The sequence below is a fragment of the Parafrankia sp. BMG5.11 genome, assembly GCF_004337455.1.
Map to the genome: position 1 here is coordinate 24,979 of NZ_SJXI01000064.1, position 26,287 is coordinate 51,265.

At 72.2% G+C, this 26,287-nt stretch carries 15 protein-coding genes; 11 read left to right on the plus strand and 4 right to left on the minus strand.

Going from position 1 to position 26,287, the window contains the following annotated elements:
* Positions 1-158: 158 nt before the first annotated feature.
* The gene (locus E0504_RS36455; RefSeq protein ID WP_235014323.1) at positions 159-869 is read right to left on the minus strand and encodes a hypothetical protein; all 711 of its coding nucleotides are present in this window, start codon (positions 867-869) and stop codon (positions 159-161) included.
* 304 nt (positions 870-1,173) lie between these two features.
* Here E0504_RS36455 and E0504_RS52595 point away from each other — a divergent pair, with 304 nt between their 5' ends.
* Positions 1,174-2,727 carry a hypothetical protein gene (locus E0504_RS52595; RefSeq protein ID WP_243657782.1) on the plus strand — a complete coding sequence of 518 codons (1,554 nt, stop codon included), beginning with the start codon at positions 1,174-1,176 and terminating at the stop codon, positions 2,725-2,727.
* A 150-nt stretch (positions 2,728-2,877) separates the two neighbouring features.
* Positions 2,878-5,250 carry a WD40 repeat domain-containing serine/threonine protein kinase gene (locus E0504_RS36470; RefSeq protein WP_112107753.1) on the plus strand — a complete coding sequence of 791 codons (2,373 nt, stop codon included), beginning with the start codon at positions 2,878-2,880 and terminating at the stop codon, positions 5,248-5,250.
* 71 nt (positions 5,251-5,321) lie between these two features.
* Here the strand turns inward: E0504_RS36470 and E0504_RS36475 are convergent, their stop codons facing one another.
* Positions 5,322-5,753: an NUDIX pyrophosphatase gene (locus E0504_RS36475; protein WP_165938723.1), complete on the minus strand. Its 432-nt coding sequence runs from the start codon at positions 5,751-5,753 to the stop codon at positions 5,322-5,324.
* Between the two features lie 317 nt (positions 5,754-6,070).
* Here E0504_RS36475 and E0504_RS36480 point away from each other — a divergent pair, with 317 nt between their 5' ends.
* The 4 genes from E0504_RS36480 to E0504_RS36495 all read left to right on the plus strand — a co-directional run bounded on the left by E0504_RS36480 (position 6,071) and on the right by E0504_RS36495 (position 16,202).
* Positions 6,071-6,328 (plus strand): hypothetical protein, encoded by a 258-nt coding sequence (locus E0504_RS36480; protein WP_207974648.1) that lies wholly within the window; start codon positions 6,071-6,073, stop codon positions 6,326-6,328.
* Positions 6,329-6,616: 288 nt separating this feature from the next.
* Positions 6,617-10,366, plus strand: a complete 3,750-nt coding sequence (locus tag E0504_RS36485) for an AAA domain-containing protein (protein ID WP_131626744.1) — start codon at positions 6,617-6,619, stop codon at positions 10,364-10,366.
* Positions 10,363-13,761, plus strand: coding sequence for a phospholipase D-like domain-containing protein (locus E0504_RS36490; protein ID WP_131626745.1), 3,399 nt, complete (start codon positions 10,363-10,365; stop codon positions 13,759-13,761). Before E0504_RS36485 ends, E0504_RS36490 begins: the two co-directional genes overlap by 4 nt.
* The gene (locus E0504_RS36495) at positions 13,758-16,202 is read left to right on the plus strand and encodes an ATP-binding protein (protein WP_131626746.1); all 2,445 of its coding nucleotides are present in this window, start codon (positions 13,758-13,760) and stop codon (positions 16,200-16,202) included. The genes E0504_RS36490 and E0504_RS36495 overlap by 4 nt, the downstream gene beginning before the upstream one ends.
* Positions 16,203-16,253: 51 nt before the next feature.
* On the opposite strand, the gene E0504_RS36500 is transcribed toward E0504_RS36495, so the two are convergent.
* Positions 16,254-17,375 carry a hypothetical protein gene (locus E0504_RS36500; protein WP_131626747.1) on the minus strand — a complete coding sequence of 374 codons (1,122 nt, stop codon included), beginning with the start codon at positions 17,373-17,375 and terminating at the stop codon, positions 16,254-16,256.
* 160 nt (positions 17,376-17,535) lie between these two features.
* Between E0504_RS36500 and E0504_RS36505 the strand changes: the two genes are divergently transcribed.
* The 4 genes from E0504_RS36505 to E0504_RS36520 all read left to right on the plus strand — a co-directional run bounded on the left by E0504_RS36505 (position 17,536) and on the right by E0504_RS36520 (position 24,202).
* The gene (locus E0504_RS36505) at positions 17,536-18,936 is read left to right on the plus strand and encodes a S1 RNA-binding domain-containing protein (protein ID WP_131626748.1); all 1,401 of its coding nucleotides are present in this window, start codon (positions 17,536-17,538) and stop codon (positions 18,934-18,936) included.
* A gap of 165 nt (positions 18,937-19,101) precedes the next feature.
* Positions 19,102-21,597, plus strand: coding sequence for a diguanylate cyclase domain-containing protein (locus E0504_RS36510; RefSeq protein ID WP_306769292.1), 2,496 nt, complete (start codon positions 19,102-19,104; stop codon positions 21,595-21,597).
* Between the two features lie 80 nt (positions 21,598-21,677).
* Positions 21,678-22,832 (plus strand): AMP-binding protein, encoded by a 1,155-nt coding sequence (locus tag E0504_RS36515; protein ID WP_131626749.1) that lies wholly within the window; start codon positions 21,678-21,680, stop codon positions 22,830-22,832.
* Positions 22,832-24,202, plus strand: a complete 1,371-nt coding sequence (locus tag E0504_RS36520) for an aldehyde dehydrogenase family protein (protein WP_112107739.1) — start codon at positions 22,832-22,834, stop codon at positions 24,200-24,202. Before E0504_RS36515 ends, E0504_RS36520 begins: the two co-directional genes overlap by 1 nt.
* 64 nt (positions 24,203-24,266) lie before the next feature.
* On the opposite strand, the gene E0504_RS36525 is transcribed toward E0504_RS36520, so the two are convergent.
* A complete protein-coding gene (locus E0504_RS36525; protein ID WP_112107738.1) occupies positions 24,267-24,821 on the minus strand; it encodes a hypothetical protein in 555 nt (184 codons plus the stop codon).
* Between the two features lie 374 nt (positions 24,822-25,195).
* Between E0504_RS36525 and E0504_RS36530 the strand changes: the two genes are divergently transcribed.
* Complete coding sequence (locus E0504_RS36530; RefSeq protein ID WP_207974649.1) at positions 25,196-26,233, plus strand: zinc-binding dehydrogenase; 1,038 nt, start codon at positions 25,196-25,198, stop codon at positions 26,231-26,233.
* Positions 26,234-26,287: the final 54 nt, after the last annotated feature.

Consider the following 26,287-nt stretch of genomic DNA (forward strand, 5'->3'; position numbering starts at 1 on the left):
CCAGGGCCGCGTCGAGGGTGACCGCCCGCCGTTGTCCCCACGTCGGCTGACTCGGCTGCTGCTCACCGACCCCGCCCATCTCAAGGAATCCCGCCGCGGCCTGCCCGATGAGCTCACCGCCGCCTGCCGCGGACACACCCGAATGCCGTTGCGGCCTTCTAGCTGGCGTCCGCACCTCCGGGTGGGGTGCGGGCCGGCAGGACGCGACCGATCCCGAAGGTGATCAGCGCGGTGCAGAGGGTGATCGCGAGATCGGTTGGTGTCGACGGGGTCGTCAGGTGCGCCGCCGACAGCACGAGAACCAGGAAAAGCCCCGCCGCCGTGCCCGCCGGGACGAGACGTAGCCCACGCCGCCATGGTGCCGGTGCGGGAGCGTTCCGCCGCGCCGCGAGCAGGGCCGCCGCGAGCAGCAAGCCCGCGAGCGTGAACATGCCCAGGATGAACAGGCCGTAGGTGGAGAACAGCGAGCCGCGGACGTCGGCGTGCCCGTTCGCGGCGGCCACCGTGGCGAGATCGGTGTCACGGATCTCCACCCTGACCGGCAGCGAGCCGCTGGCCCGCCGGGCGAGGTCGCGCAGGTCGAGATCGACCGTCCAGGTCGCCGCGCCGCGGGCCGGGACGGTCGTGCGCACCCGGGTGTCGTAGTCGAAGAAGGTCAGGCCGAGCACCGTTCCACTCAGCCGCACCGAGTCGACCTCGAGCGCCGACCGGCCGAGGTTCTCCAGGCCGACGACGAGGCGCGTCGCGGCCGACGCGTCGAGGATGACGTCACCATCGAGGGGGCGGCCGTCGATGGTGACGGACAGCCGTGTCGTATTGTCGTTCTCCGCCCAGGCGGTGGGTACGAAGAATACCCCGAGCCATGTCATGCAGATAACAAGGGCGGCGAGGAGACGGCATTTTGGTGCCGTTGCCGGCCCGCGCGATCCGGAAATCACATCTCCCCTTCCGGCCGGTAGCTCACCGAATCGGATGTTACGCTGGCCAGGATGTCGGCGGCCCTTCACCGCAATCGTATTGGGTGGGGGCGGGCGCCGTTCGGGTGGCGCACTTCGGGGGCCGCGCCGCCGTCGAACTCCACCATTGGGTGGTACCGGCGATCACCGGCCCGCGTTTCGGGCGGGATCGCGGCCGGCTTTCACAATGCTGGAAAACTATTCCGGGGGTGGGTGGATGGTGAGCGGGCGACGCGCCGCTGGAATGCGCGGGAAACCGTGGGTTCTCCGTGTTCTCCTGCTCGCGTTCACCGCTCTGTTCTGCGGCGTCATCGGTGCTGTTCCGCCCGCCGGGGGCGCGGCCGTGCCGGCCTCGGCGCTCGACACCGTCGCGCCGGCGGTCACGTCCTCGTCCGAAGCGCCGGCTGTGTCGCCGTCCGAACAGCCGGCACCACCGCCACCGCCACCGCCACCGCCTGCCCCTGCGCCCGCGCCCGCGCCGTCCGTGGAGCCGGTGCCGCCGCCGGCGGGTTCCGGAGCGGCGCCGCCGGCCGGCGCTACCGAGCCGAACTCCGGCGATCAGGACGCGCCCGCGGGCACGACCGCGGGCACGACCGCACCCGGCGGGGCCGGGTCGGGAGGCGACAGCCCGACGACCGCGCCAGGCACTCCGACCACCTCGCCCTCGTGCGCGGCTGGGGGAGCGGCACCGCGCCGGCGCGGCTGCCCGCCGCCCACCCCCGGTGAGACAGCCGATCCCGGGGAGACCCCCACCCCTGGCGGGACCGCAGGCCCCACATCGAGCCCGCCCTGCGGGGCCGGCCGGGGTACCGGCTCGACGGCGGCACCGGGCGGGAACTGCGGCGGCACCGTCGTCTGCCCGAGCCTCGGCCGCCCGTTCGACGCGCTGCCCCTGCCCGGCTGCCCGCCGGGCGACCACCCGACCGGCGGCCCGTCTGACGGCGGAGGGGACTCCGGAAACGGAGGCGGCGACGGAACGAGCGGCGGCAGCGGCGGCAGCAGTGGCAGCGGTGGCAGCGGCGGGGCCCCGGTCGTGCGCTGTGACGACGGCTCGTGGGCCCGCACGGCCGGCGACTGCCCGATCCGGCGCGTCCAGTGCCCGAACACCCCGGTCAGCGTGGCCGTGGGGGAGCCGTGCCCGAAGCCGGCGTCGGCCCGGCCCGTGCCCGTCGCCTGCTGGGACGGCTCCACCGCGCCCAGCACCGCCGCCTGCCCACCCGGCCGCACGTTCTGCCCGGGCGGCGTCACCGTCCCGCTCGGGAGCAGGTGCGCCGAGCCGGCCGAGTCGGCGAAGTGCCCGCCGGGCACGGCGCGCGTCCTCGGCGCCTGTACCCCGATCGCCCGGCCGGGCTCGCCGCCACCGCCGCCCGGCGTCCCCGTAGCGCGCGAGCCCGAACCCGGGGAGCTGCGCTTCGACCGGTACGTGCTGGCCGCCGGCGACCTCCTCTACGCGCAGGGCGCCGGCTGCATCCCGGGCGCGGAGACGACCCTGACCGCCGGCGGCGAGCTCGTCGGCCGTACCGTCGCCGACCAGGACGGCCGTTTCGAGACCGTGGTGCGCTTCGCGAGCTTCCGTCCCGGCCACCGGCAGGTCGCCGCGGACTGCGGCGCCCACCTCGCCTCCGGCGTCGACATGATGCTGGTCTCCGCGGACACGAGCGCCTCCGTCCCGTCGGTGGCGCTGCCGTTCCTGCTCGCTTTCGGGTCCCTCGCCGTCCACCGCCAGACGGCCCCCCTGCGCGGCCGTCGCCCCCGGCGGCGGCAGCCGTAGCGGGTGACGGTGAGCTCGTCCAGCCTCGGTGGATCCGATGGATCCGGTGGATCCGATGGATCCGGTGGATCCGGTGGATCCGATGGATCCGATGGATCCGATGGATCTGATGGACCCGGTGGGTTCGATGGGTTCGACGGCGCCGATCCGGTGCGGGTCGGGCCGTACAGGCTGCTGCGCCGGCTCGGCGCGGGCGGCATGGGCACCGTCTACCTCGGGCTGAACGGTTCCGGGCGGCAGGTGGCCGTCAAGCTCGTCCGACCCGACCTGGCGCGGGTCGCCGAGTTCCGCGAGCGGCTGAAGCGGGAGGCGGACAGCGCCCGGCGGGTCGCCCGGTTCTGCACCGCGGCGGTGCTCGACGTGAACGTCACCGCCGACGTGCCCTACCTGGTCACCGAGTTCGTGGACGGCCCGACCCTGGCCGAGGTGGTGCGCGAGCGCGGGCCGCTGCACCCCGCCGAGCTGCACCAGCTCGCCGCCAGCATGGCCACCGCGCTGATGGCGATCCACCGCGCCGGCATCGTCCACCGCGACCTCAAGCCCAGCAACATCGTGCTCTCCCGGCTCGGCCCGAAGGTCATCGACTTCGGCATCGCCCGCGCGCTCGACACGGCGTCCGTGCTGAGCGGGGAGCACCCCGTCGGCACCCCCGCGCTGATGGCCCCTGAGCAGGCCCGCGGCGACACGATCACCTCCGCGGCGGACGTCTTCGCCTGGGGCGGGGTGCTCGTGTACGCCGCCACCGGCCGCTACCCGTTCGGTACCGGCCCGGCCGCCGCGCTGCTCTACCGCACGGTCAACGACACCCCCACGCTCGACGGCTTCGAGGACTCCCTGCGTCCGCTGGTCGAGGAGGCGATGCGCAAGGCCCCGGCCGATCGGCCCACCGCCGAGCAGCTCTACGCCCGGCTGCTCGACATGCGCGTGGACGAGGCCGAACTACCCCTGGGACCCCCGCTCGCAGAGGTCACCGCGCTCGTCCAGCCGGTCGCGCCCGGGACGCCTGGGACGCCTGGAACGCCTGGAACACCTGGGATACCTGGAACACCCGGGAATCCGTCGCCGTCGCCGTCGCTGTCATCGGTGGAGACGCAGGCCGTCCCGCCGACCCCGGTTACCGTTCTGTCCCCGCACGGCTCGCCGGCGCCGTCCACGGCCGGTCGCGCCGGAACGGATCGTCGCGCCGGAACGGCCGGGCGGGCCAAAGCGCACGGGCGGAGCCAGGGCAGGCGGAGCCGACATGGGTGGCGCGGGATCGCCCTGCTCGCGGCGATCCTCGCCGCGGTCATCGCGACGGTCGTGCTCGTCGTGGTCGACAACCGGGGCGCGCCCAGCCCGACCGGCGTGCCCGAGCAGGTCGCGGCCAGGGCGCTGCGGCTGCAGTTCCAGGACCGCCCACTCGCCCGCCGGCTCGCGCTCGCGGCCTACCACGCCGCGCCGGAGTCGGCGTCCACCCGCAACGCGGTGATCGGCCTGTTCGCGGCCGACGTCGACCCGGTGGTGGCCCCGCTGGGCAGCCGCGTCCTGAGCGCCGCCCTGCGTCCCGACGGCCGGCTGCTCGCCGCCGGGACGGAAGCCGGGACCATCGAGCTCTGGGATCTCACCGACCTCGCCCATCCCGGCCACGCCGGCACCATTTCCGGGGTCGGTGACTGGGTCTACTCGGTGGCCTTCGACCCGGGCGGGAACCTGCTCGCGGCCGGTGTCGGCGACGGAGCCGTCCGGCTGTGGGACGTGACCGACCCCGCCCACGCCGGCGCGCTCGCCACCATCGCGTTCCACCGCGACCGGGTGCGCTCCGTCGCCTTCGCCCCGGACGGCGGCACCCTCGCCTCCGGCGGCGACGACGGCCAGGTCGGCCTGTGGGCGGTGACCGACCCGGCCCATCCGCAGCGGCGGTCGGCGACCGACGGCGCCGTCGCCGGAATCCGGTCGCTCGCGTTCTCCCCGCGCGGCGGCCTGCTGGCCCTCGCCGGCGACGACGGCTCCGTCCGGCTGTGGAACGTCGCCGATCCGGCGCGGCCCGCCACCAGCTCCACCCTGCGCGGCACCGGCCGCACGGTGCAGTCCGTCACCTTCTCCGCCGACAGCTCGATCCTCGCCGCCGGCGGCATCGACGGCGCCGTGCACACCTGGCGGGCCGACGGCCCGGGATCGGTCGTCGACCTCGGCTCCACCCCCGGCGGCGTCGGCGGGGTGACCAGCGTCGCTTTCAGCCCCGACCGCGCCATCCTGGTCTCGGCCAGCGAGGACGAGACCGTCCGGCTCACCGACATCTCCGCCCCGGCGGACCCCGTCCTGCTCACCGACCTGCGCGGGCACACGAAGGCGGTGAGCGCGGCGATGTTCGTCCCCGGTGGGCGGACCGTCGTGTCGGCCAGCGGCGACGGCTCCGTCCGACTGTGGACGGTCGACCCCGCGGTGCTCACCCGCAACGCCTGCGCCGACCCGTCAAACCAGATCGGCTCCAAGGAGTGGTACGCCAACTTCCCGAACACGCCCTACGCCCCACCCTGCCCCTGAGGCGGTGCCGGGCGTGCAGAGATACCTGATCGCCGTGTCTGGCCGCTCCGGCGCCTCGGCTGCGCGCGGCGTCAGGCGGGCCCGCTGGCGCGGCGGTGCTGGCTGACGAGCTTCCAGGTGTCGCGGTTGCTGTCCCAGTACAGCGCCTCGGGGACCTCGGCGGCGGGGAGCCACTGGTGGTCCTCGTGCTCGTCCGGACTGATGGTCACTGTGGTGGATGGTGTCGATACGGCGTAGAGGGTCTTGTCGATGGTCAGCGTCGGGGTGATGGCGACCGTGATGCCCGCGGCGATCTCGGTAAGGCGGGTCTCGTCGAGGTCAAGACCGGTCTCTTCACGGATCTTCCGGAGAGCCGCCTGCACCGGGGTCTCCCCGGCTTCGATCCCGCCGGTGATCGGCTGCCAGAAAGCGTCGTGCCTGCCGCGCTGGGCGGGCACCCGCAGAAGGAGAACCTCACAGTCTGGACCGATGATCCAACACTCGATGCTGTATCTGATCGCCACGGAGCGATGCTCCTCCAGCGCGGGGCGTGCGTCTCACCGGCGCTCCGATACGCACCTGAGCCCGCCCTGCCTCTGACGACCTACTCGCGTATGCGGGCGATGAGCTTGGTGAGGTTCGGAGATCACCGACCCCCACAGGTTCGTCAACCAGGTTGCCGAGATCGTGGAGAAGATCCGCCGGCCGCAGGTGGCCGCACCGTGACCGCCGTCCGGGATCCCGAAGAGCTGGTCGACGAGCTGCTGCGGACGGCCGACCTGCTGCTCGCCGGGCACCTCGACACCACGACCGCGGCGCGCCACCGCGGCGCGTCCTGGCCTTGCGTACCGCGCTGGAGATCGCCGTCAACCAGAGGCTCGAGTCCGCGCTCCCCGGCCTCGCCGACACCAACATGCGCGCGAAGCTGCACTGCCTCCACCACTACGCCGGGCCGCGGACGGCCCATCGGGTGAGCGCGACCTGGTCTCAGGTCTGCCTCGGCTGCCACTACCACCAGTACGAGATGGGCCCTACCCGTGCGCAGGTCCATACCTGGTGGCGTGAGGTCGACGCCCTGGTCAGGCATCTCTTTCCTTGACCTGCGACAAACCACCGCACGACAGGACTTCGGGGCGGAACCGGGAGTCCGATGAGCCGCGAGTCCACCGGCGCCCACAGGGGGAGTGCCGGTGACTCGCACCAGCCAATCGCAGGAAAGGGAGCCCGTCACCAGGTCGGGGACGTGCCGCGCGGCGGCGATTCCGACCCGATCGACGATCCGGGTGTCGCAACACGAAGGCGGACAGAGCGCTGGTAACGTGACATCCTGATACGTCCGGGGGCCGACCATTATGTCGGGTAGCGTGTTTCACGGGGAGTCGCCAGAATGTCGATCCGCGACGTCGATGCCATCGTCACCGCATTCCTGATGACCGACGAGGCTGGCGTGCGACCTTACCGGCCGCTGGCCGGCGGCACCCGCCTGGACGGCAGCGAGGTCCTCCCCGGTCTTCTTTACCGCTATCGCCTGCTCGACTCCCGGTCCCGCACGGTCTCCCTCCAGGTATTCCTCGGTGTAGGTGAGATCGGTGGCCGGCTGTGGGACCAGGAGGTGAAGGTTCTCCTGCGAGTGGCCAACCTGAGCCACCCGGCCCTTCCCGAAATTCTTGACGGCGGCCACCTTGACGCTGACAGCGTCGCCGCCGAGCTCGATGGTCGTCGGTACAGCGTCGCGTACGTGCGGACGCTCAGCGAGGAAGGCATCGAGGCTGGCGAAATCCGCGATCTCACCGCGCTGATGCGCGACGACCCTGTCCTCGCGCTCGGCCACTTCTGGCGGCTCGCCGACGCCCTGGCGATCCTGCACGATGCGCGGATCGCGCACCGCAACCTGTGGCCCGGAACGCTGCAGTACTACTCGGACGACGAACGCCCGGCGCTGCGGATCAGCCGGTTCGAGATGAGCGCGCTGTTATCGAACATTCTTCGGGCGTCGACCGTGGACTCGTCGGGTCACCAGACCGTTCGTGACCTTTACCTCTCGCAGGACGTGCGGGCGCTGCGCTATATGCCTCCCGAGCGGGCCCGTTTCCTCCTCGGCGGGTCTGATCCGGCGACGTCGCGTTCCCCGGCGGACGGGCCAGGCTCCGCGGAAGCCGACGTCTTCGGCCTCGCGATGATCGCGGCCGAATGGTTCCTTGGCGGCTTCGACTCCGCCGCTCCCGCCGCAGGCACCCGGCCTGAGCTATCCGACCTGCTCACGTTCCAACGCCAGATCCGGGTTCAGGCGCGGACCTCGCCCGACGTCCCGCCGGCGCTTGGCGCGTTGCTCGACGACATGCTGGACCCGGAACCGCGCGGCCGACCGACCTCGGCGCAGGTGCTCGAGCGCCTCAGCCGCAACCACGACGGCATCGTCACAGTGCTCGAAGGGAGGACGGGGGACGTCGACGCGCCGCCCCATCTCCTGCTCTACCTCCAGGAGACCCGCAACAACCTCGCCGAGTGGGGTCTGATCGACCCCACGGAGACAGACACAAGCAAGATCGTCCAGGTTATAGAAAAGGATCTGCGTGGCGCTCTGGTCGTGGAGTCGCCGGATGGCGCGGAGCCTTATCTCAGAAACTGGCGTGGCACCGCGCCGGAAAAGCTCAGGCAGGCGAAGTGGGTACTGATCGGCCCCAGGGCTGCGTGGTTCTGCCGTCCCTACGAGCGCAAAGCAAAGTTCCAGCGCACGGGCGAGCTGCTGACCGACGTCTTCGTCATCGGTTACGTGGCATTGCGAGAGAAGCTGGCCGGGCTCGAGCGCGACCGACTACGGCGGCTGGAAGATGTACGGCTGCGGCGCCGGATCGGATCGGTGCATGTCGAGTCGGACGAAATCGCACCGGAGGTCCTGGACCGGCTGCGACGCGGCCGGCCTGACTGGAAACGGCTGTTCGAGACGGTGCGTGAACCGGCGGGGCTGAGTCCGCGGGAGCGCGATTTCAAGCGCGCACTGGACTGGCTCCTCGAGTACCAGGCGGCGCAGCTGGCCGCCCGTACCTATGCCTTCCGACGTGATTCCGACTCGCCGCCCCACGCCGCCGAGGTCGTCCTGCACTGGGACCGGCAGCGGGATCGGGAACGCCGGGACCGAATGCCGCCGCTGTCCGCCAAGCTGCTTGGCGACAGCGCGGCACGGCCGGCATTCGGGCACTTCTTCGCGGAGGTCGCGCAGGGTGACGAGGCCTCGCTGTCGTACCTTCGGATCGCCGACGACGACCGGGGGTCAGCTGCGAAACCCGGCGGATTCCGGTTCGTGCGTCACCGGGGCGAGGACACCGTCGTCGTCACCTCGGTCGCCGGCGCCGCCGTGCCGGAACACGGGCTGCTGAGCCCGCAGGACGACGACGGGACCCGGGCCGCGCTGTACCGCCAGCGGGAAGCACGGGACGAGTTGGTCCGCAACCGCGTTCTCGTCAACCGCCTGCTCGATCCCGTCAGCATCCGGGGCGACGCCAGCCGCTGGCGCGGTGCCGCGGGCCGGCTTCAGGGCGAAGGCGCCGAGGTCGTCATCGACATGCTCTGTCACCAGCCGATGTTCGCCTTGCAGGGGCCGCCGGGGACCGGCAAGACCGAGATCAGCTCGCAGGCGGTGCAGGCATACCTGCGGGCCGATCCCGGCGCGCGCATCCTGGTCTCGGCCCAGTCGCACTACGCCCTGGACAACCTGGCGGTCCGCATCCTGGTCAAGCTTGGTCTGCTGGACGAGCAGGGCCGTCCGCAGGACGCCGACCTCATGGCGATCCGGATCTACACCGACCGAGCCCAGGACCGGGTCGACGAGCGGCTGCGCAAGTTCAGCCCCGGCGAGACCGCCGTCCGGATGCGGAACACGATCCGGCGCCGCGTGCGCGACCGGCTGAACTCTCTGGTCGACGGGCCCGAGGTACGCCAGGTCGCTACATCGTGGCTTGGGCAGTTGGACGGCAGCGAGATCGAACTCGGTGAGCGGCTACGGCGGGGGGCGAACCTTGTGTTCGTCACGTGTGCGGCGGCCACCCAGGCGAAGCTGGTCGACAACGGGGCACGCGAGCCGTTCGACTGGGTGATCGTCGAGGAGGCGGCGAAGGCGTGGCCGACCGAGCTGGCCATGCCGCTGGTGCGCGGGCTGCGCTGGGCGATGATCGGCGATCACCAGCAGATCGGCGCCTACGGCGCGGCCGAGGTGGAGCGATTCCTCAACTCCTGCATGGACGATCCGGATCCGACTATCGCCGAGCACTTCGCCCATCGAGCGACGTATCTCGAGACCTTCCAGGTTTTTGGAACCATGATCGCCCGTGTCGCTCCGGCGAGTCCGAGGCAGCCATCCGGCCCGGTCCGCACGCTGCACGAGCAACGCCGGATGCGTGATCCGATCTCACAGGTGGTAAGCCGGTCCTTCTACCGCGTGCCGGCAGCGTCGTCGGCCACAGCCGCACTGTCCGTCCCGGCCACGGCGTCTGTGCCAGCCGCCCCGGCCCCGGCCTTGCCCCTGTCCCCGACAGCCGACGGCAACGGTCCTGTCGGTATCCCGGAGGGCCTCCTGGTGACCCGACGAGCGGACGCGGGCAGCGCCGTCGAGTTTCCGGAGTGGCTCCGCGACGACGCGTTGATCTGGCTGGACACCAGCGGGATGCGTCAGGACGAGGGGTACTGGTTCAACCGGCATGAGGCGGAGGTGGTGACCCGGCTGGCCCGCGCCCTTCGCCCGGCCCCCCGCCTTACCGCGAGGCACGAGAAGGAGAGCCGGCGCGGCCTGGCGATCCTCACACCCTACCGTCGACAGGTCGACGCGATCTGCCGGGCCGGACCGGAGCTCAGCGGCGTGGTCAAGACCGTCGACGCATTCCAGGGCCGGGAAGCGGACCTGGTCATTGTTTCGCTCGTCCGGGACACCACGCGGGCGCCCTGGGACCGGCCTTTAGGCAACATCGGGCACCTGGCTGACGCCGGCCGGGTGAACGTGATGCTCAGTCGCGCGCGCGATCTGCTGGTCCTGGTCGGCAGCTTCGAGCACTTTGCCGGCAGCGGCGTGCCGATCTGGGAGTCGATCACCGCGACCGTGTCGCACTACGGGGTCCGGCGGCCCGCATCGGCGGTGGAGGCGTGAACGACGTCGTGATCTACGTTCCGTGCCGAATCTTCGAGGTCCGGGTCACCGTCGGCGCGGGAAGCTCGCTGTCACCGCTCGAGCAGCACGTCCTCAAGGCCGTGCACGCGGGTGTCGAGACGGTTTCCGGCCTCGCGGCCGTGCTGGGAACCAGCCCACGCATGATGGTCGACCTGCTGGGCGACCTCTGGCGAGCCGGCCATGTCGGCGTTGACTTCCTGGACGAGCGGGTATCGATCTCCCCGGAGGTCGCCCGGCTGGCCGCGGCGGACGCGCTGCACACCCTGCCCGGTGCAGAGACGGCCGACGAGCAGCGCCCGATGATGCTCAATGCGCTCACCGGCGGACTCAGCCCAGTGAAGGGGCTGTTCCGGGCACCCGACGCCCGGCTCGAGCTCCCCGAGCACGGTGACGAGGCCCAGCTGGCCGGTATCGACCCGGCGGAGCTGGCGAACGCGGTCACGAAGGCGCTCAACGAGGCCGACGAGGTGGCCGGTGCGGCACCGGCCGAAGGCAGGCGTAAGCGGGTGATCCGCGCCTACCTCGCCCCGGCGTCGTTGACGATGCCGAGCTCGGAACGGCGCTACCAGCCGATCGGTATCCGGGTGGCCACCAATCCGGATGGCCTGCTCGTGGTCCGGATGGCCGAGGAGTCGCTGTCCCGTCGCCATCAGGAGGTCGCCCAGGCGCGGCTCACCCGCCTCGTCGAGAGCCAGCCGACGAGTGCGTTCGTCCGTGCGCTGGAGTCGGCGGCGGGCGGTCCGCCGCAGGAGCCAGCGACGCTCGCGAGCGCGCTCGCTGCGCTCGCTGATCTGGCGGACGCGCTGTCGAGCACACCACCGCAGTCGCGGTGGGCGCGCCACCAGGAGATCGCCACCGAATGCGGGCGGATCGTCCGGAGGCTGGGCGGGCTGGCCCAGCAGGAGGCGGACGTGGACCTACTCGTCGGCCAGGCGAAGCACGAGGCGGCGGTCCTGCAACTGATCCGCGGCGCGCGTACCCAGGTGGTGCTCGCCTGCCCGGAGATCGACTACGACGGGCTGACCACTTATATCGAGGCATTGGAGGAGGCAATACGGCGAGGCGTGCAGATCGTCCTGCTGCGCGGAGCCGGCCGGCCGGAGCCCACCGCGCCCCGGCCGGTGGACAACGCGATCAACGCGCTGCGTCGTGGAGCCAGCGGCACCCCGGCTGCCGCTCCGTTACGCGTGCTGGTCAGCCCACCATCCTCCGCCGTCATCCACGCCAAGGTCGCCATCGCCGACAACCGGCACGCGATCGTCACCAGCCTGAACTTCCTCCAGCCGAGCCGGACGGGCCGCCACGAGCTCGGCGTTCGGGTTGCTGCGCTGCCTGACCGGCGCAACCCGGCGATCGATGAAATGCTCACGTGGGCTCGTGACACGATGCCGGACTACGCGGTGGCCCAGGCCATCATCACCGATTCGGCATCCTTCGGCACTCCGGTCGGCGCAGGTGGGGATCCCAGCTCCCCCGGCGCGGCCAGGGACGTCCGTACGGGGGTGGGCACGTTCAGCGAGAACCGGCACCGGGGAGGGCGGCCGGCCCCCATCGACGGGGACGACCCGCCGCTCACGGCAGCGGCCAGCGACGCACCCGCCGGCGACGCCGCTGCGGTCGCATGGGCCGCGGCGTGGCGCGGCCGTGTCGAGGAACTTGCCGCCGCGGCGTTTCCTGAGCATCCGTCGGTCCGCCTCATCCGCGACGGCGAACACCGGGACCTGCTCTGGAGCGCGCTGCGTACCGCCCGGCACCAGCTGCTGATCACGTCCGAGACACTGGCGGAGGACGTGGTCGACCAGGCATTCGTCGACAGTCTCGAGGCCTGCTTACGCCGTGGCGTCAACGTGACACTGATCTACCGAAGAGCTCGGCGGGAGGAGGGGCGACGGGCCGCGCAGCGTCTGGCGGAGCTGGCGGAGCAGCCGGCCGGGGCCGCCGGACGGCTGTCTGTGCGGGAGGAGAACAACCACGCCGGCGTGCTCGTGGCCGACGACGAGGCGGTGGTGACCAGCTTCAGCTTCCTTGCCTTCGCCGGGTACTACGGCGGAAGCGGACGCCGCCGGGCGCGCTCCGAGGCCGGCGTGTGGATTCGCGGTGCCGAGTTCGCCTGGTACCTGCTGGCAACCTTCGGCGTGGCGGCTGAGCGGCCGGCCGGCCGCAATCCCGCTGCCGCCGCCGAGCGGCGAGCCCTGTCGACCGCGCAGCGGGTGCTCGCGCGGCTCACCGCCGCCGAGGCGCCGACAGGCGGCGCCGAGCTGGCCGAACTCATGGGCCCGGCTCCCGACGCACTCGCAGTGCTGGACGCGCTGAGCGCATGCGGCGCGCCCCTCAACGTGGTCGAGCCCGCGGTGGCGGCCGTGCTCGGGCACACCGACGCGAGTGGTCCCTCCGTGGACCGCTGGTGGACGTGGCTGTTCAGGCGGCGGTTCGAGGCGGGTGACTTCACCGTGGCCGCCGCGCTGCACAGCCTCGTCGCGGATCCCGTCGCTCCTGCCAGTGGCACGGGCGGCGACGGCGGCACGGGCGGGGCGCTCGCGATCCGGCCGAGGCGGGTGCTCGTCGACGTTGCCGCCCAGCGCGGGAAACCCACGCTTGCCACGCTGCTCGGTGACGCCGTGCTGCGCGATGACCTGACGGACGCGGAGTGGAACGTGCTGTTGGCCGTCGCGGTGCACGGACTGCTCTCGACCGGGTCCCACGACCTCGCGGATGCTGTGGCGATCGCACTTCCCGCGTCCCGGCAGCCCTGGACGGCGCTCGGCACGGTGGCGCGGCGTTGGTGGGAGGAGACCGGGCAGCCGCTGCCGGTCGAGCGTGTCCGGCGCGGCGAGGCGCTACGTCACAGGGAGGCCGGCGCCGCCGGCCGGTGGGAGGATCTCGCTCGCGCGCTGGCCGCGTTCGACCGGTTTTCTCCGCCGTTCACCGTGGGAAGCGGGACGCAGCGCTTCCTGCTTCGCGCTGGCGGACCTTTCAGCCTACTGGCCCAGGCGGCCCGTGGCCGCGACCGGGCCGCGGTGGCGAGCTGGCTGGAGGATCCCCGGCTGGCTGACGTGGGCGGTTGGGTGGACGCGGCGACGCGCGACGCCGGCAGCACCAAGCTCATCGAGGGCCACCTACGGCCGCCGTTCGTCAACCGGGTCACCGCCATCGTCGACGTCGCCCGCGCCGTGGCCGCGCTCGACGAGGCGGGTGCAGCGGCGCCGGAGATCTTCGACGACGCGATCGACGCCGCTCGGGACACCACGGCGTCGCTGCGCGCCGCCCTGCCTCGCGCCCGCGTGGCGCTGGCCGACATTGAGCTGCCCGAGCGCGCCCTCGCGGACGTGGCGCTGGTGGATCTGGAGAATCTGATCGGGAAGGCGCCGTCGTGACGGACCTCGTGGCCCAGCAGGATCTGGTGGCCATTGCCGACGTGTGGCGATTTCCCGAGCTGGCCGTTCGGGAGCGGTCGTCCGAGCCGATCGAGCCGCGACAGCGGGCGCGGCTGCTGGCCCGCGGCATCGCGGATCGGTGCCAGCCGGCCGACGCGGTCGGCCGCCTGATCGACGACGGCGAGTACGACGCGGCGGAGGACATCCTCGACCAGGTCGCCGGCCTGCTCCAGGAATCGTCCACGAAGGGGCTCGCGCGGCGGATGGCAGCCGAGCGGGCTGCCGTCGTGGACGACCTGACGATGCGCGCACGGGTGTTCCGGGATCGGGCCGACCGGATCGGCGGGATCACCGTCGATGTGGCGCTGATCGGCAGGCGCGCGAGGTCCCGACGGGGCGACGGCGAGGCGCTCCTCGCCACGCTCGCGAAGCAGGTCGACGCCGCCGAGCAGGTGGAGATCGACCGGATTCATCGGCGGCGGCGCGACACGCTCGGCGATCAGCCGACCGATGCTGCCCGCGTGTGGGCGGATCAGGTCGCCGCGTTGCTCGAGGTCCGGGAGATACGGGCCGCTCGCCAGGTTCTCGAGGACGGGCCGGGCGCGTCGGCGCTGCTGCCGGTGGAGGAGCCGACGGCGGCCTGGCCATGGCGGGCCGTCCCTATGGAGGAAATCCTCAGGTGGTTCGACTCCAGCCTGCTCGCGCCGCCAGGGCTACGCGAGTACGTGGTCGACGAGGCGGGTCAGACCCTGGTCGGGGCGATGCGGGCGGTCGCGAACGAGCCAGCCGATCAGGCGCACGCTCTGCTGGCCTCGGCGATCCAGCAGCTCATCGGAGTGGAGGGGGTGCCCCCGCGGCTCACCCCCGTGGACGACGGCGACCACCTGACGACCCTTCTGGTTCCCGATGAGTTCCGGCTGCCACCCCTCAGCTTCGTCGGTCGCGGTGAGGGCCTGCGCGTGCGGATCGGTGACGCGCCGTCGGTGGACCCACCGGCAGCTGTATGGCTGGTTCCCCGGATCCGGGAGGAGCGGCGGCGACGAATGATCGTGGTCACGCTCGCCGACCTGCTCAGCCTGCTGCAGTCCGAGAAAACGCGGTCGGGGCGGCCGCGCACGGCGACGTCGCGCCGGATGGGACTGATCAGGACAATCTGCCAGCAGCGCGCGGTGAAGGACGTGGTCACCGCCGACGCCTTCGTCGAAACTCCCGGAACGCACCTGCGTAACCAGGTCTGGTGGTTGTTGCACGTTTTCGGCGTGACCCCGGACGGCGTGTCGGTCGACACTGTGCTCTACGAGTCCGGGGCGCATCCGGTGCCGCTGGTCAAGACTCTGCACCACCTGGTCGAACAGGCGCGGAGCCGCGGGCAGGCGCGTCTCGAGCCCGCCACCTTCGTGGAGCTCCGGGCGTCCACGCCATACCAGGACGATCTGCGTGCGGGCCTGCTCGCCGAGCTGGGCGACGCGGCCGCCGCAGGCCTGTTCGCGGCGGTCTTCTTCGCCTCCGCCGACGACCTTCGGTCAGCGCTCGACACCATCGCGGCCGACGCCGAGCTCACGGTGCCGATCGAACGACTCATCGACATCGGGGAGGTCACGGCGCGACTGCGCGAGACCGGGCATCTCGTGGCCGACAATAGCGGGTGTTTAGCCCTATGCGACTGTGGAATCACCCATCTGCTGCGGCTCGGTAATCCCCACGAGGTCGCCAAGGAGGCTTTGCGGCGGCTGGCCCGGGACCTCGACGATCGCACGCCCGACGATCCCGGCGATCCCGCGGCCCAGCTACAGGAAGCCCAGTTTCAGCAGCGGCTGGCAGAGATCCGGCTGCACGACGAGCGCGAGCGCGCCGACCGGGCCGAAGCGGCTCTCGAACTAGCCCAGGGAGCGGCCGCGCTCATCCGCGGCGACCGCCAACGCCGCGAGGACCGGCGGAGGGTCGACGCGTGGCGAAGCGAGCGCGTTGAGATCGACCTACAACACGCCTGCCGAGAGGTGGCGGCAACGTTCGCCAGGTACGGCGACCAGGTAGACATCATCGTGATACCGGGCGAGCCCGTCACGGTGGTGGGCAGCAGCATGGCTCTTGACATCGCACTGCGGAACATCATCGGCAACGCCGAGCGAGCCGCCAGGGATCATCGTCCGCCAGGAGAGGGCACGGTCAGCGTACGCATCTCGCTGGCCTCGGACGGGCAGCGCCAAGCTATCGTCGATGTCTTGGACAACGGTCCCGGCTTCCCGGAGGCCGTGCTCGCGCGGACGGCACGGGGACAGGCGCCTCCGTCCGGACACCACGACGGCGACGGGGAGGGGATCATGGGAGCGAAGGTTCTGCTCGCGCTGCTTGACGGCGATCTGGAGGTGCTGCCGACAGCGGCGCCCGAGCTCGGCGGCGGCCACGTGCGGCTGCGTCTCGCCCTGCCTGCCGCGCGCTGATCGAGCCGCCGACCGGCGTTCCGGGAGCGGCACGGTGACCCGCCCGTCGAACTATTCGGGCAGCCATCGGTCGTTGAAGTCCGCCATCGCGCGCCGGATGTCGCCCACCGATCTCTGCTCGCGGATCATCAGGCGGATCTGGTCGACATGCTGGCGCATCTGCCGCCGGCCGATGTCACTTCCCCCAGACAGCCTGATGAGTTTGGTGGCCTTCCGCTCTCGCCGGGCGAGTTCCTCATCGAGGCGCGGCAGCAGTATCTCCTTCGGGTCCGCACCCACCAGATCGTCGACGAGCGCTCGTAGATTGGTGAAGTCGGTCCCCGGCGAGTTCCCCGCCTTGACGTAGTAGGCGAGCAGGTTGTGGCGACGCACCACGGCCTCGGGCTCACCTTCCCGCGGGCGATGGGTCATGAGGATCGCGGCCACCTTCGAACGCCGCAGGGCCTGCAGCACAGCGAGGCCCTCCGCGCCACCGGTGCCCTCGGTCAGGTGCAGGTCGACCAGGATCAGGTCGAACAGCTCGTCACACTTGTCCGCGACCGCCCAGAACTCCTCGACCTTGGTCATCACCGTGTGCGGATAGTCACCGAACAAGGCCGCGATGTTGTGACCCACCAGATCGTCGAGAATGAGAAGACGCGGCCTGCGGCGGCGATCCCGCTCGGCCAGCAGCGTCGCTCGCGCGGCGCGAACCCCGGTGCCAAGGGCGCTGCGTAGCCCCGTCCCCTCGGTGGGATCCCCCCGCCAGAGCGCGAGCGCCTCTTCGAGAGCTTCGTCGCTCGGTGGCTCAGCACCGCTCAAAGACTCCGCGCATGCAAGGAGCCGCCATGCGTCCACCCGGTCCGGACTGAGGTCCAGCCGGTACCGGCCGCCGGGATGCTCGTGCCGAAGGCAGGATCGGAGCCCCAGCTCCTTGAGACGGCGGATGGCGGTGTGAAGCCTGGCTGTCGGGGCATCCTCGCGCCCGTCCCAGGTCTCACGCTCGAGGAACTGGGCGGAGACTCCCTTCGCAGATCCGAGTGCAAGCACGATCAGCAGGCGTGCCAGCACGGGCTTGTGGGTCAACGGGACGGACACACCGTCGACCCGCAGCCGCGTGGGCCCGAGGATGTCTATCCACAGATTCCCGCCGAGGCCGCGATCAGTTCCCGAGCCGTCCGTCTCGGCCGTCATGCCGCCATCCTCCGATTTCCTGCTATACCGCTGACGCCCAGCTTAGCGATGTCAGCGCGATGTCAGTCGGCTCAGCTGGGAATGTCAGTGGCGAAGCCCGACAGTCCTGCCAAGCCGCTCGGGACAGGCCCGGCCGGCACCAAACCACAGGACGGACAGCATGACGATCAAGTTGATGCGGGACAGCCGGCCGGAGCCGAACACCGCTTTCTTCGCGACCCAGTTCGGCATCAAGGAACTCCGCAACGGGCAGACCTTTGACTTCGACGTGTTCACCACCAGCGTCATCGCGCCGACCTGCGCCGGCGCCGGGCTCACACTGCTCCGTGCGGACCAGGTCTACGGCAGGGGCGACCTGACCGACACCGCCTGGCACGGCCTTCAGGTCGCGCAGCTGGTTCTCGTCGACTTCTCCGGCCGGTCCGCCAATGTCGCGGCCGAGTTCGCGCTGGCGCTGGCGCTGGGCAAGCAGATCATCGTTCTGGTCCAGGACCCGGACGACATCCCCTCGGACGTGCGCGGGCACTTCCGGTACATCCAGTACGGCAGCGACTGGCAGTCGATCGAACGCCTGAAGGCGGAGCTCGGAAAGGAGCTGCCCGCCGCGCTCGCCCGGAAGTCCACCGAGATGATCCTCGTGCCGATGCACCCCGGTGCCGCGACGCCCGTGCCCGGCGAGGTGGTCATCGCCGACAAGGATTTCGTCATGGTCCTCACCGACGACCGGCGCCGGGTGGTGCTCAACGCCGCGGACGTCGACCCGCGGCGGATCATCCCCGACATGGCGAAGCGGTTTCCCGTGGGGACCCGCGTGACGGGCTCCTTCGAGGTGGATCTCACCGGCGATACCAGGTACACCCTCATTCCCGGCCAGGCGAACCCGTGGTCGGCACTCGAGGCCGAGTTCCCACCCGGGACAGAGTTTCGCTCCCGGGTTGACAGCGTCATCCCGGGGCTTGGTGTCTTCGTGCACGTCGCCCACGGTGTCAACGGTCTCGTCCCGGCGCACAAGCTCAACGGCCGGCAGGTGGGCGTCGGTGACACCGTCGAGGCGGCGGTGACCACGTTTGACGCCGAGCGTCGGCGCATCGGGCTGCGGCTCGACCGCGTGCTGCACGTGGTGCCCGAACGGCAGCCCGGTCCGAAAGTCACCCAGCCGGCTCCGCGCCACACGCCCGACGCGGGTTCGCTCGGCGGGCGGCGCGCGGCTCTGCCGGCTTCTCGGCTGGATGCGGTCTCGCTGCCGGCCGTCGGGGCCACGCTGCGGGGCGAGGTTGTCCGCGTGGTGCAGGAGAGCGACGGTTCGGGCGGGTTCATCCTGCTGCGCGTCGAAGGCCTCGCGCGGCCGGTGTTGCTGCACCACACGGCGATGACCGAGGATCTGCGCGCTGACCTGGCGGGTGGGTTCGTCGAGATGGGCGAGGAGATGGCCATCGAGATCGTGAAGGTGGACGCCCTCGCCAACAAGGTCCTCGTCAGGGACCTCCCCGAGATCGACTCCAAGCCTCTGGACGAGTGGGCACGGGACCAGGCCGGCCACGGGCTGGCAGCGGCCGGTTGACATCCCAGGGCTGGGAGCGGCCGCCTCCGGGCAACCCCCGGAGGCGGCCGCTCCGCTGTCGCCTCCGCTCGGCCTGAACTGGGCGACGAAGGGGGATGAGGAGCCTCCTGTCACCTTCCGTAGCGAGCCGGATATCCCCGCCCGGCGCGGGGCAGGAGAGGAGGGATGGGCCGTGGCCCGGCGGCGGCGCTGGTCACGCGGCCTGGAGGCGGTGAGCGCGTGATGTCGGAGACGTCCGTGCCGCCAGCCGGGCAGTCGCGGACGGTACCGCGCCAGGCGGCCGGCAGCGGCTACTTCTGGCCGGCGGTGGTGATCAGCGCGCTGCTGATCGTCGGATCGGCGGTCGTCGCGGTCGCCCTGCCGGCCCGGCCGGCACTTCTCACCGTCCGCCTGATCATGATTTTCTGTCTGCTGCTGGGCGGCGGGACCTGCGTGGTGACGGGCCTGCGCCGGCGCGGCGCGGAACGCGCGTGGCGGCTGCTGGTCGCGGGGATGGTGCTGGGCATCGGCGCCGGCGCGGCGGAGATGTTCCCGGCCATGGCCAGCCGCGGGCCACCGGTCCCGCGGCAGGACGCGTCCTCGCTCGCCTACCTGATCCCGCAGGCGTTCGGGCTGGCCGGAGTGCTGTGCTACCCGACCGACCCGTTCGACCTGTCGCTGCGGCCGCCGGGGCGGGGCCGCGACCGCCGCTGGTACGTGATCACGATCATGGACGGTCTGATCGTGGCCGGCGCGGTGACGCTGCTGGCCTGGATCGCCATCCTCGAGGACGCGATCGCGGCGCGGGGGCCGCTGGGTGACGGGCCCATCTACTCGATCGTCCTGTCCGCCAACACCCTGATCATCGCCGTGGTGGTGATCCTGGTCGCGGTGTTCCGCCAGCCGCGCTCCGGCGGTGGCCTGAGCCTGCTGATCATGGGGCTGCTCACCGTCACCGCCTCGATCGCCAGTTACATGGCGGTGGTCGTCCGTGGTGGGACGGACGTCCCGCGGCTGCTGGACCTGCTGCTGATCGCCGGGCCGCTGCTGGTCGGGCTGGCGGCGCTGGCGCCGGAGACGTCCCGGCCGGGGCGCGCCGCCGTGGACGGGAGCGGTGACACGTTCGTCCCCTCGCGGCGCCGGCGGTGGCACGCCATGCTGCCGTACCTGCCGCTGACCGCGGCCGGCGTCGCGACGCTGCTCGGGCTCTCCAGGGAGGACCTCGCCCAGCAGGAGGAGATCTGGGCGCTGCTCGCCCTGCTGCTGATCGCGCTGCTCCGGCAGATGACCACGATGAGCGACAACATCCGCCTGCTCGGCCAGGTGGAGGAGAAGCAGCACCAGCTGCGCTACCAGGCGTTCCACGACCCGCTCACCGGGCTCGCGAACCGCGCCCTGTTCACCGAACGGCTCGACTCGGCGCTGCGCCAGCGTGACCTGGGCGCCGGACGTCTCGCGGTGCTGTTCTGCGACCTGGACGGATTCAAGCGGGTCAACGACGAGTTCGGGCACGCCGCCGGCGACGACCTGCTGCGGGTGACCGCCCGTCGGCTGGCCGGGTGCGTGCGGCCGGCGGACACGGTCGCCCGGCTCGGCGGGGACGAGTTCGCGATCCTGCTGGACGCCGACGCCGAGGACCCCGGATCGGTCGGGCGGCGGCTCGCCGCCGCGGTGCGGGCGCCGATCCGGCTCGCCGACACCACGTTCACCGTCGCGGCCAGCACCGGCCTCGTCGTCGTCGACCCGGCCACCGGGCCTGTCACCGCGGACGCCCTGCTGCACCGCGCCGACCTGGCCATGTACGCGGCGAAAGCCCAGGGGGACGGGCGGCAGACGGTCTACACCCCCGATCTCGCCGTGCCGCGCTCGGGCTCCGCGCTGCGGGCCGCGCTCGACGCCGCGGCCCGCGGTGAGCCCGCCGACGGCCGGCTCGCCGTGATCTACCGGCCCATCATCGACCTCACCACCGCCACCCCGGTAGCCCACGAGGCGCGCCTCGCCTGGGTACACCCCGACCTCGGCGCCACCCGGCCGCTCCCCACCGACGATGCCCTCGGCCTGGTGCCGGCCCTGGACCGGATCCTGCTGCGCGCCGCCTGCCGTGCGGACGGGTCGGGCCGTCCGCTGCCCGTGCACGTCACGATCTCCGCCCGCCGGGCCGGCCAGCCGACCCTCGTCGACGACGTCGCCGCCGCGCTGCGGGCGGCGGACCTGCCGCCCGCCGGCCTCGTCCTCCAGATCCGCCCCACCCCGCGCGCCGCCGGCCCGGCCGACTTCGGTGACGTGGTCAGCCGCGTCCGCGCCAGCGGGGTCCGGATCGGGCTCGCCGAGATCGGGGCACCGGACACCCTGATCGACGCCGCCATCGGCATTCTCGGCAGTGCCCCGGTGGACATCATCACCGTCCATTCCGACCTCACCGCGACCTGGACGGCCCCCGGCCGCGATGATCCGGCCGCGGCCCTCGCCCGCACCGGCCTCGCGACCCTGATCGGTCTCGGCATCACCGTGGTCGCCGACGGGGTGGACGGCCCGGCCACCGCGGCCCGCCTGCGGGAACGCGGCTGCCGGCTGGCCTTCGGTGATCCCTGCGGTCGTGCCCTCCTGCCAAGCCCGCTCCCGCACGCCGACGCAGCCGATCACGCCGATCTCCGGCATGCCGACCGGTGCCGATCGCCATGACGGCCAGCGCTCGTCGCGGCCCGCCGCCCGGCCGGTGATCGGCCCGGGAAATCGCATCAAGCGTGCTGGAGGAGGACAGAATGTCGCATCGTTCCGATCCTGTGCTGGAGCCCGATCCTGTGCTGGAGCCCGATCCTGTGCTGGAGCCCGATCCTGTGCTGGACGCCCCCTTCGGGGCCGAGCCGGAACCGGACGCGCTCATCCAGGCGGCCATGCGCTGGCATTTCTCGCCGGAGACGGGATCGCCGTTCTGGCTGCGGACGGCGGAGACCTTCGATTTCGACCCGCGCCGCGACGTGCGCACGTTCGCCGATCTCGCGCGCTTCCCCAACGTTGTGAACCAGCTCCGCGACGTCCGGGTGCAGGATCTCATCCCGCGCGGCTACGGGCCCGACCCGGACGTGGTCGGCGTCTACGAGAGCGGTGGGACGACCGGGGCGCCCAAGCGGGTGGTCATCCTGGAGGACTGGATGCGGCGCCTGGTGGCGAACTCGCAGGACCTCAGCGACCGGCGCGGTGTCCCCAACGGCGTCGGCTGGCTGTCCGTGGCGCCGAGCGGCCCGCACGTGTTCGGCGAGTTCGTCGGCCGGCAGGCACGGCAGCGCGGCTCGGTCCGTTTCACCGTCGACCTCGATCCGCGCTGGGTCCGCAAGGTGCTCGCGGACGGCCGTCCCGAGGAGGCCGAACGCTACGCCGAGCACGTGATCGACCAGGCCGGGCGCATCCTCGAAACCCAGGACATCGGGGTGCTCGTGACGACGCCGCCGCTGCTGGAACGGCTCGCGCGCCGCGACGACCTCGTGAAACTCGTCAACGAACACGTGCGGGTGATCACCTGGGGTGGCGCGCACATGGACGCCGACACCCGGTCGATCCTCCGGGACGAGGTCTTCCCCGAGATCCAGATCTACGGCGTGTACGGCAGCACGATGGTGCTCGGCGCGGCGCACGAGCGGCTCGGCCTGACCGCCGACGACCCGTGCGTCTTCGACCCGTACTCGCCGTACATCTCGTTCGAGGTCGTCGACCCGCAGACCCGCCGTCCGGTCGGGTACGGCGAGCGCGGCCAGGTGATCATGCACCACATCAGCAGGAACGCCCTGCTGCCCAACAACCTCGAACGCGACCTGGCGACCCGGATCGAACCGCCGCCCGGGCAGATGGGGGACTCGGTCGCCGACGTCGGCCCGGTGGCGGTCTTCGACGACGAGCCGCTCATCGAGGGGGTCTACTGATGGCCGGCCTGATCGATCTCGACGCGCTCGGCCCCGCCGGCCCGTACCGGGCCCGCAACCGGGAGACGATCCCCGACGTCACCGGGCGGCCCGTCGCCGAGCTGAGCCTGGTACCGAGCCTGTTCGTGCGGCGCGGGATGGCCGCCCTGCACCGGGCCGACACCCTGACCGCCGACCGCCGCGCCGCCGCGCTCGCCCACGCCGGCCAGATCTTCGCCACCGGGGTCATCGACGGGATGTCCCGCGACGAGTACGAGCACACGGTCACCAGGGTGTGCGGCCTGCCGATCTCCGTCGTGCGGGCCGCGACCGACGCGGTCGCGCTCGCCGCCCAGGAGGCGTACGCCTCGGCCGACGCCGCCCGGCCGGCCGCGGCCGTCGACGACTGGCACGACCCGCTGACCAGGCAGGGGCGGGCGCTGTGGACCCGGCGCGGGAACGTCTTCGCGGTGCACGCGGCGGGCAACCATCCCGCGGTGCACTCGCTGTGGCTGGAGGCACTCGCGCTCGGCTACCGGGTGGCCGTCCGGCCGTCGCGGCGCGAGCCGTTCACCCCGCACCGGCTGATCCTCGCCCTGCGCGAGGCCGGCTTCCCCGACGACTCGGTGCTGCTGCTGCCCACCGACCACCGGGTCGCCGACGAGATCATCGACGGTGCGGAGCTGGCGATGGCCTACGGCGGGGACGACGTCGTCGCCAGGTACGGCCGGGACCCGCGGGTGCTCACGCAGGGCCCGGGCCGGACCAAGATCCTGCTCGACGACCCGGACTGGCGCTCCCACCTGGACGTCGTCGTCGACTCCGTCAGCCACGAGGGCGGGGCCGCCTGCGTCAACACCACCGCCGTGTTCGTCGCCGGCGACCCGGCGCCGGTCGCCGCGGCCCTCGCCGAGCGGCTGGCGGCCATTCCGACGCTGCAGCCGGAGGAAGAGAAGGCCGTCCTGCCGGTGCGGGGCGCCGCGGCCGCCCACGCCGTCGAGCGCTACCTGCTCGACCACGCCGGCGACGCGCGGATGCTGCTGGGCGGCGACGGCGTGGCCGACGAGCTGGGCGACGGCAGCGCCGCCCTGCGCCCGGCGGTGCTCCAGCTGGACAGGTCGGACGCGCCCCAGGCCGGCATCGAGCTGCCTTTCCCCTGCGTGTGGATGGCGCCGTGGTCCCGCGAGGACGGCGTCGGGCCGGTGCGGGGCTCCCTCGTCCTCACCGCGATCACCGCGGACGACGCGCTCCTGGACGAGCTGGTCGCGGAGCCGACGATCAGCAATGTCTACATCGGCGACCACCCGACCTACTGGATCCGGCCGGGCATCCCGCATGACCGCTATCTCGGCGAGTTCCTCATGCGGACGAAGGGCATGATCCGTGACTGAGCCGGGGTCGCCCGCGGGGCCGGCGCGGTCGCCGGGGCCGGTGCGGTCGGCCTGGCCGGCGGGGTCACCCGGGGACCGTCTCCCGGGCCGTCGCCGGCACCTCGTCGGGCGCGTCAGCGGGCGCGTCGGCGACCGGGCGCCAGGTACCGTCCGTGTCGGCCCAGCCGTGGCCCCGGTCGTAGGCGGCGTTGAGCTCGGCGGTCAGGCGCGAGCCCCGCTCGGGCAGGGTCAGCCCGTGGTCTTCGGCGTGTTCCCTCAGCCACGCGCGGACGTCGGTCGCGGACGCCGTCTGGTGCGGGCGGCGTGGCCGGGAGCGGGCCGGCACCGGGCGTTTCGGAGCGCTCTCCGGCGCCGGTGGCGCAATAGCGTCGTTCTTCTCCACGTCCGTCCACGCCGTGTCTATCTTGGCCGTTCGGGCGATGGCCACCGTCTCGCCGTACTCCGCGTACTCGCCGAGCACGGACGCTATTTCGTCGCGGCATTCGTCGCACACGTCGAGCCGCACCAGCCTGCCGTCGTAGGCGAGCACCGCGGTCCTGGTGGCAGCGATCCTCTCCGTACCGTGGTTCCCGACGTTGTCGCACCAGACGTTGATGAGCGATATTACTTCGCGTGCCATCAGAAAGACCCCTCTTCGTGTTCGGACGCCCATCGTCCGGGTGTTTCCGGACACCAGCCTAGTGGGGTCGAAGAAGGGTGGCAAATGGAGTATGGATCGTACTGTTCGCATGTCGGTCAAACCGATAGGCGGCGCCGCGGAATACCGTTGGCCGTCGCCGCCGGGTAGAGCCGGCGTGGGGGGTTCTGCCAGTGCTTGGTCGGGCAGGGACTCCCACCCGCGCGTGCCAGCCTGTTCGCTGGAAGCACGCAGCACGCAGCACGCAGCACGCGGCGCGCAGGCGCGCGGCGCGGTGCGCACGCCCCTCGAGGGCGGGCCACGGGTCAGCCCCGCCGGGGCGGCCACCCCCTCGACAAGCACCTCGGAAGAGACCCATGCGAGCGACATACATGTACGGCGCCGGCGACGTGCGGATCGCCGACGTCGGCGACCCGGCGCTGGAGCAGCCGACCGACGCGCTGGTGCGCGTCGTGCTGGCGTGTATCTGCGGCAGCGACCTGCACCCGTATCACAGCCTGGTGGCAACCCCGGCGGGCGTCCCGATGGGCCACGAGTTCATCGGCGTCGTCGAGGAGGTCGGCGGCGAGGTGTCGACGCTGCGCGCCGGCGACCTCGTCATCGCCCCGTTCGCCTGGTCGGACGGCACCTGCGAGTTCTGCCGCGAGGGCCTGCACACCTCGTGCCGCACCGGCGGGTTCTTCGCGGCCGGCGGCGTCGGCGGCGGCCAGGCCGAGGCGATACGCGTCCCGCAGGCCGACGGCACCCTGGTGAAGGTCCCGGTGGCCGAGGACTCCGCCCTCCTGCCGTCCCTGCTGACCCTCTCGGACGTGTTCGGAACCGGCTACCACGCTGCCGTCCGGGCCGGCGTGAACCCGCGCACCACGGTCACCGTCATCGGTGACGGCGCGGTCGGGCTGATGGCGGTGCTCTCGGCCCGCCGGCTCGGCGCGGAGCGGATCATCCTGATGGGGCGGCACAAGGCCCGCACCGACCTCGGCCTCGAGTTCGGCGCGACGGACGTCGTCGCCGAGCGCGGCGAGGAGGGCGTCGCCCGGGTGCGGGAGCTCACCGGCGGCGACGGCAGCCACGCGGTACTCGAGGCCGTCGGCTACCGGGCCGCCTACGACCAGGCCCTCGGTGTGGTCCGGCCGGGTGGCGTGATCAGCCGGGTCGGCGTGCCCCAGTACGCCGACGCGCCGATCGGCTTCCCCAGCCTCTTCGGCCGCAACATCACCCTCACCGGGGGCCCGGCGCCTGTCCGGGCCTACATCGAGACGCTGCTGCCCGCCGTCCTCGACGGGGAGGTCGAGCCCGGCAAGGTCTTCGACCGCACCGTCTCCCTCGAGGGCGTCCCCGCCGGCTACCGCGCGATGGACGACCGCAAGGTCCTCAAGGTCCTCGTCCGCCCGTAGCGGCCGCCCGGGGCCGGCCGCCACGCCACCGGGGGGTGAAATCTGCTGTCGTGT

Excerpts from the sequence above, each read along its gene's own strand:
- E0504_RS36455 (WP_235014323.1), bottom strand. The coding sequence starts at position 869 with ATGACATGGCTCGGGGTATTCTTCGTACCCACCGCCTGGGCGGAGAAC.
- E0504_RS52595 (WP_243657782.1), top strand. The coding sequence starts at position 1,174 with ATGGTGAGCGGGCGACGCGCCGCTGGAATGCGCGGGAAACCGTGGGTT.
- E0504_RS36485 (WP_131626744.1), top strand. The coding sequence starts at position 6,617 with ATGTCGATCCGCGACGTCGATGCCATCGTCACCGCATTCCTGATGACC.
- E0504_RS36500 (WP_131626747.1), bottom strand. The coding sequence starts at position 17,375 with ATGACGGCCGAGACGGACGGCTCGGGAACTGATCGCGGCCTCGGCGGG.
- E0504_RS36505 (WP_131626748.1), top strand. The coding sequence starts at position 17,536 with ATGACGATCAAGTTGATGCGGGACAGCCGGCCGGAGCCGAACACCGCT.
- E0504_RS36510 (WP_306769292.1), top strand. The coding sequence starts at position 19,102 with ATGGGCCGTGGCCCGGCGGCGGCGCTGGTCACGCGGCCTGGAGGCGGT.
- E0504_RS36515 (WP_131626749.1), top strand. The coding sequence starts at position 21,678 with ATGTCGCATCGTTCCGATCCTGTGCTGGAGCCCGATCCTGTGCTGGAG.
- E0504_RS36520 (WP_112107739.1), top strand. The coding sequence starts at position 22,832 with ATGGCCGGCCTGATCGATCTCGACGCGCTCGGCCCCGCCGGCCCGTAC.
- E0504_RS36525 (WP_112107738.1), bottom strand. The coding sequence starts at position 24,821 with ATGGCACGCGAAGTAATATCGCTCATCAACGTCTGGTGCGACAACGTC.
- E0504_RS36530 (WP_207974649.1), top strand. The coding sequence starts at position 25,196 with ATGCGAGCGACATACATGTACGGCGCCGGCGACGTGCGGATCGCCGAC.